The following is a 5,089-nucleotide window of genomic DNA, read 5'->3' as shown; positions in this document are numbered from 1 at the left end:
CCCACAAGGGGGAGGGGAAGTGGCTCACGACCGCTTGCGCTGCTCGTCGTTGTGGCGGAGCATCTCGATGATCGGCTGGTAGTCCTTCAGCGTCACCGGGGTGAGGCCCTGGTCCTTGCCGTCCGAGAGCTTGTCGAAGGCGGCCTTGTCCTTGGTCGGGAACTCGATGAAGGCCTGGCGGATCTTCTGCTTGAGGTCGTCCGGCAGGCTCGCGAGGACCGCGAAGGGCCCCTCGGGCAGGAACTCGGACTTGAAGATGACGCGGAAGTCCGACTGCTTCATCGGCGTCCCGTCGGCGTTCTTCACCATGCCCTTGGCCAGCATCCGGGTCAGGTTGCTGTCGGTGTCGGAGTTCCAGAAGTTGGCGGCGGCGTCCGCGGTGCCCTGGGCGAGCGCCAGCACGGCGTTCTCGTGGCTGCCGGCATAGAAGGTCTTGCCGAAGAACTTGTCGACGTCGTGACCGGCCTTGTGCAGGAAGAACCGCGGGGCCTGGTTGCCGGAGGTCGAGTTGGGGTCGACGAGGGCGAGGCTCTTGCCCTTCAGGTCCTCGATCGACTTGTACGGGCTGTCCGCCTTGACATAGATCACCGAGTAATAGCCCGAGACGCCGGTCTCGTGCTTCTGATTGACCACCGGCTCGGCCTTCACCCCGGTGATGACGGCGCGGGCGAAGGAGGCCGGGCCGTAGAAGGCGATCTGGATGTTGCCGGCGCGCTGGCCCTCGATCACCGCCGCGTAATCATTCGCGACGCGCAGCTTCACCGGAACGCCGAGTTCCTTGGTGAGGTAGGCGGTGAGGGGGGTGTAGCGGTCGACGGTGCCCGACGCGTTCTCGGCCGGGATCACGCCGAGCGTCAGCTCGGGGTACTTCGCCTTCCAGTCCTGCGAGAAGGCGGGGCCGGCGGCGAGCATCAGGGCGGCGGCGCCCACGAGGGTGCGACGGGTCAGCATCGTTCAAGTCCTTCTCGGAATAGGTAAAAGTCTTAAGCGCTCAGCGCCTCGGCGTGGCGGACGGGAGCCCGCACCGGCACCGGCGGGGTCTCGGGCTCGCCCCGGTCCATCACCTCGCCGGCCTCGAGGCCGTAGAGGGTGCGGGCGACGTCCTCGGTGAGGTCGAAGCCGCGGCCGTCGAACACCACCCGGCCGGCCGAGAGGCCGATCAGCCGGTCGCAATAGGCCCGGGCGAGGTCGAGGGAGTGCAGGTTGCACAACACGGTGATGCCGTAGCGCTTGTTGGCGTCGGCGAGCGCGTCCATCACCAGCCGGGTGTTGCGCGGATCGAGGGAGGCGACCGGCTCGTCGGCCAGGATGATCTCCGGCTCCTGCACCAGGGCGCGGGCAATGGCGACCCGCTGCTGCTGGCCGCCCGAGAGCTGGTCGGCCCGGTTGGCGGCGAACGCCCCCATGTCGAAATTCTCGAGGGCGGCGAGCGCCAGCGCCCGGTCCTGCTCGCTCCACAGCTTCAGCAGCGAGCGGTGGGCCGGCACCTGGTTGAGCCGGCCCATCAGCACGTTCGTCATCACGTCGAGCCGGCCGACGAGGTTGAACTGCTGGAAGATCATCGCGCAGCGGGCGCGCCAGGCGCGAAGGGCGCCGCCGCGCAAGGCCGTCACGTCGGTGCCGTCGTAGAGGATGCGCCCGCCGGTCGGGTCGGCGAGGCGGTTGAGCATCCGCAGCAGGGTCGACTTGCCGGCGCCCGAGCGCCCGATCACGCCGACGAAGCTGCCGCGCTCGATGGACAGGCTGACGCCGTCCACGGCCCGGCGGGCACCGTATTGACGCGTGAGATTCTCGACAACCAGCATCCGCTCGCCCGACTTCACTGTTCGGCGAACGTAAACGCCCGTTAAGCGACAGCCGGATGACAGTGTGTCAGTGCTTAGCCGGCATACTTATCAAGGAAGGCCTCGATCGGAAGCTGGCGGAAGTCGGGGAGAGCGGCGCGCAACCGGTCGTGGTCCCAGTCCCACCAGGCGAGTTGCATCAGGCGCTCGGCGGTCGCCTCGTCGAAGCGGCGGCGCACCGGGCGGGCCGGGTTGCCGACCACGATGGTGTAGGGCGCGACGTCCCTTGTGACGATGGCGCCCGCGCCGACTACCGCCCCGGTGCCGATGCTGCGCCCCGGCAGCACCACGGCGCCGTGGCCGATCCAGACGTCGTGCCCGATGGTGACGGGCAAGGCCCGGCGCCGGTCGAAGAAGGCCGGCTCGTTCGCTTCCTCCGGCCAGTACGAGGCGGCTCGGTAGGTGAAGTGGCTCTGCGAGGCCCGCTCCATCGGGTGGTTGCCCGGATTGATCCGCACCATCGCGGCGATCGAGCAGAACTTGCCGATCGTGGTGTAGATCACCTCGCCGTCGTTGCCGATGTAGGAATAGTCGTCGAGCACCGTCTCCGTGAGCCGGGTGCGCGGGCCGACTTCCGTGTAGCGGCCGAGCCGGCTTTCCCGGATTGTGGCGGTCGGATCGATGACGGGCTCCAGCCCGAGTTGTCCGGCCATCGCGTCAGCCTCCGAGCGGGATGCGTTGCAGCACCCGGAACGGGGCGGCACCGTCCTGGCGCAGCACCGACAGGGCGTCGAGGGTGAGGGAGGCGCCTGCGCCGTAGGCGGCCGCCAGGCGCTCGCGCCAACGCGCGCGAGCCTCCTCCGGCAGGGCGTCGGTCAGGGTCATGTGGAAGCGGAATTCCTCGAAGACGTGCGGATAGCCCCAGGCCGCGAGCAGCGCCCGGCCGCGGGGGCTCAGGCGCTCGGGCCTGCGGCGCGCCGTTTCGGCCTCGCTGAGGGGCGCGCGGAACGGCTCGAAGGCGGCGACGCATTCGGCGGCGAACAGGCCGAGTTCCGGCGGCGGGGCCACCGGGATCAGGGCCGTGAAGGCGCCGAGCGTCGCGACGTGCAGGGGACCGACCGGGACCGGCGGATGGTCCGCCGCCAAGGCCTCCGCCGCGGCGAGCAGGTCGGCCTCGGCCGCGCCGGGGGCGAGCCGCATCGGCGCCTTCAGGGTGGCGTGGAAGCCGTAGCGACGGGGCGAGGTTGTCACGCCCGCGAGATCGGCCATCCCGTCCGGGCGGGGGATCTCGGCGCCGGTATGGTTGTCGATGCCGAGCACGGCGTTGCCGAACCGGGCGAGGTCCGAGCCGGGCTTCGGCGTGAAGTAGAGGGCGTAGCGCGTCGTGCCGGTCACGCTTGTCTCCTTGCGCCGCCCGATTCAGCACGCGGGCGTGACTGAACCGTGACGGCAAGGCTCAAGGGTGACGAGCACGAACCCTCCCCTGCGGGGGAGGGCCATCCTGCGCTTACGCCGGCGCCATCTCCCGCACCGGCCGCCTCCAGCGGGCCGGCCCGTCGCGGTGGACCGAGGTGCCGGCGGCGTCCACCGCGACGGTGACCGGCATGTCCTCGACCACGAATTCGTGGATCGCCTCCATGCCGAGATCGGCGAAGGCGAGCACCCGGGCCGACTTGATCGCCTTGGAGACGAGGTAGGCCGCGCCCCCCACCGCGATCAGGTAGGCCGCGCCGTGACGGGCGATGGTCTCGACGGCGGCCGGGCCCCGCTCGGCCTTGCCGACCATGACGAGGAGGCCGGTCCGCGACAGGATCGGCTCCAGGAACTTGTCCATGCGGGTCGCCGTGGTGGGACCGGCGGGACCCACCGCCTCGTCGCCGACGGCATCGACGGGCCCGACATAGTAGATCGCCCGGTCGCGCAGATCGACCGGCAGGGGCTCGCCGGCCTCCAGCATCCGGGTCAGGCGCAGGTGCGCCGCGTCGCGCCCGGTGAGCAGGTGGCCCGACAGCAGAAGCGTCTCGCCGGCCCGCCAGGTCGCCACCTCCTCGCGGGTCAGCCGGTCGAGATCGACCCGCCGCCCGGCGGCGGTCGCGACGCTGACATCCTGCGGCCAGAGATCGAGGGAGGGCGGGGTGAAGACGGCGGGACCGCTGCCGTCGAGGGTGAAATGGGCGTGCCGGTCGGCGGCGCATTGCGGGATCAGGCCGACGGGCAGCGAGGCGGCGTGGACCGGGAAGGTCTTGAGCTTCACATCCAGCACCGTGGTCAGGCCGCCGAGCCCCTGCGCGCCGATGCCCAGCGCGTTGACCCGCTCGAAGATCTCGAGCCGCAGCTCTTCTTCCTTCGACGAGGGGCCGCGGGCGCGGATCTGCGGCAGGTCGATCGGATCGAGGAGCGAGAGCTTGGCGAGCGTCATCGCCTTCTCGGGCGAACCGCCGACGCCGATGCCGAGCATGCCGGGCGGGCACCAGCCGGCCCCCAGGGTCTCGACGGTGCGCACCACCCAGTCGGCGACGGAATCGCTCGGGTTGAGGGCGGCGAACTTCGCCTTGTTCTCCGAGCCGCCGCCCTTCGCCGCGACATGGACCTCGACCGTGTCGCCGGCCACCATCTCGACATGGAGCATGGCCGGCGCGTTGTCGCCGGTGTTGCGGCGCCCGAAGAGCGGCTCGGCGACGACGGAGGCGCGCAGCGGGTTGCGCTCCTCGCGCCAGGCCCGGCGCACGCCCTCGTCGACGATCTCCTGCAGCGAGCGGTTCGACACGATCCGCGCCCCGAGCCCGACCTTCATGAACACTTGCGCGGTGCCGGTATCCTGGCAGATCGGCCGGCGGCCGAAGGCGGCCATGCGCGAATTGACCAGGATCTGCGCCATCGCGTCCCGCGCCGCCGGGCTCTCCTCGCGCCGCCAGGCCTCGGCGAGGTTCTGGATGTAGTCGGCCGGGTGGTAGTACGAGATGAATTGCAGGGCGTCGGCGATGGAGGCGACCAGGTCGTCTTCGCGGATGGTGGCCATGGTGGTCCTCCCGGGTGGTTTTATTGAGGATCCCGCGACTTTATCAGGCGCGGGATCCCCTCTCCCGTGTGGGAGAGGGGTAGGGGCGATCGAAGATCGCGCGAGGGTGCTACGGTTCCGTGTGAAGCACTCAGCGTAGAGCTGCCCACACAACAGTCACAGCTTTATACCGAAGCCGAGCCACCCTCACCCCCGGCCCCTCTCCCAAACGGGCTAGCGGATTCACACTTCTCCTCTGAATGCTAACCCATTGAAGGTAAGCGCGCTTCCCCTCCCCCTTGTGGGG

General features: G+C 70.1%; 5 protein-coding genes. All 5 read right to left on the bottom strand.

Annotated elements, in window-relative coordinates; translation table 11 throughout:
* Positions 1–24 precede the first annotated feature (24 nt).
* Entirely contained in the window at positions 25–951 is a 927-nt protein-coding gene (phnD, locus tag QR78_RS13370) for a phosphonate ABC transporter substrate-binding protein (RefSeq protein WP_048428024.1), read from the bottom strand.
* A 32-nt stretch (positions 952–983) separates the two neighbouring features.
* Positions 984–1,805 carry a phosphonate ABC transporter ATP-binding protein gene (gene phnC / locus QR78_RS13365; RefSeq protein ID WP_048428023.1) on the bottom strand — a complete coding sequence of 274 codons (822 nt, stop codon included), beginning with the start codon at positions 1,803–1,805 and terminating at the stop codon, positions 984–986.
* A 74-nt stretch (positions 1,806–1,879) separates the two neighbouring features.
* On the bottom strand, positions 1,880–2,497 hold the full coding sequence (locus tag QR78_RS13360; protein ID WP_048428022.1) for a DapH/DapD/GlmU-related protein: 618 nt from the start codon (positions 2,495–2,497) through the stop codon (positions 1,880–1,882).
* A 4-nt stretch (positions 2,498–2,501) separates the two neighbouring features.
* Complete coding sequence (locus QR78_RS13355) at positions 2,502–3,179, bottom strand: DUF1045 domain-containing protein (RefSeq protein ID WP_048428021.1); 678 nt, start codon at positions 3,177–3,179, stop codon at positions 2,502–2,504.
* A gap of 112 nt (positions 3,180–3,291) precedes the next feature.
* Entirely contained in the window at positions 3,292–4,803 is a 1,512-nt protein-coding gene (locus tag QR78_RS13350) for a fumarate hydratase (RefSeq protein WP_048428020.1), read from the bottom strand.
* Between the last annotated feature and the right edge of the window lie 286 nt (positions 4,804–5,089).

Origin of the sequence: Methylobacterium indicum, assembly GCF_001043895.1 — a bacterium.
Lineage (GTDB): Bacteria > Pseudomonadota > Alphaproteobacteria > Rhizobiales > Beijerinckiaceae > Methylobacterium > Methylobacterium indicum.
This window is presented reverse-complemented; position numbering and strand designations above follow the sequence as displayed.

What these genes read in the sequence shown, in the direction of transcription:
- phnD (WP_048428024.1), bottom strand. Translation starts at nt 951, where the DNA reads ATGCTGACCCGTCGCACCCTCGTGGGCGCCGCCGCCCTGATGCTCGCC.
- phnC (WP_048428023.1), bottom strand. Translation starts at nt 1,805, where the DNA reads ATGCTGGTTGTCGAGAATCTCACGCGTCAATACGGTGCCCGCCGGGCC.
- QR78_RS13360 (WP_048428022.1), bottom strand. Translation starts at nt 2,497, where the DNA reads ATGGCCGGACAACTCGGGCTGGAGCCCGTCATCGATCCGACCGCCACA.
- QR78_RS13350 (WP_048428020.1), bottom strand. Translation starts at nt 4,803, where the DNA reads ATGGCCACCATCCGCGAAGACGACCTGGTCGCCTCCATCGCCGACGCC.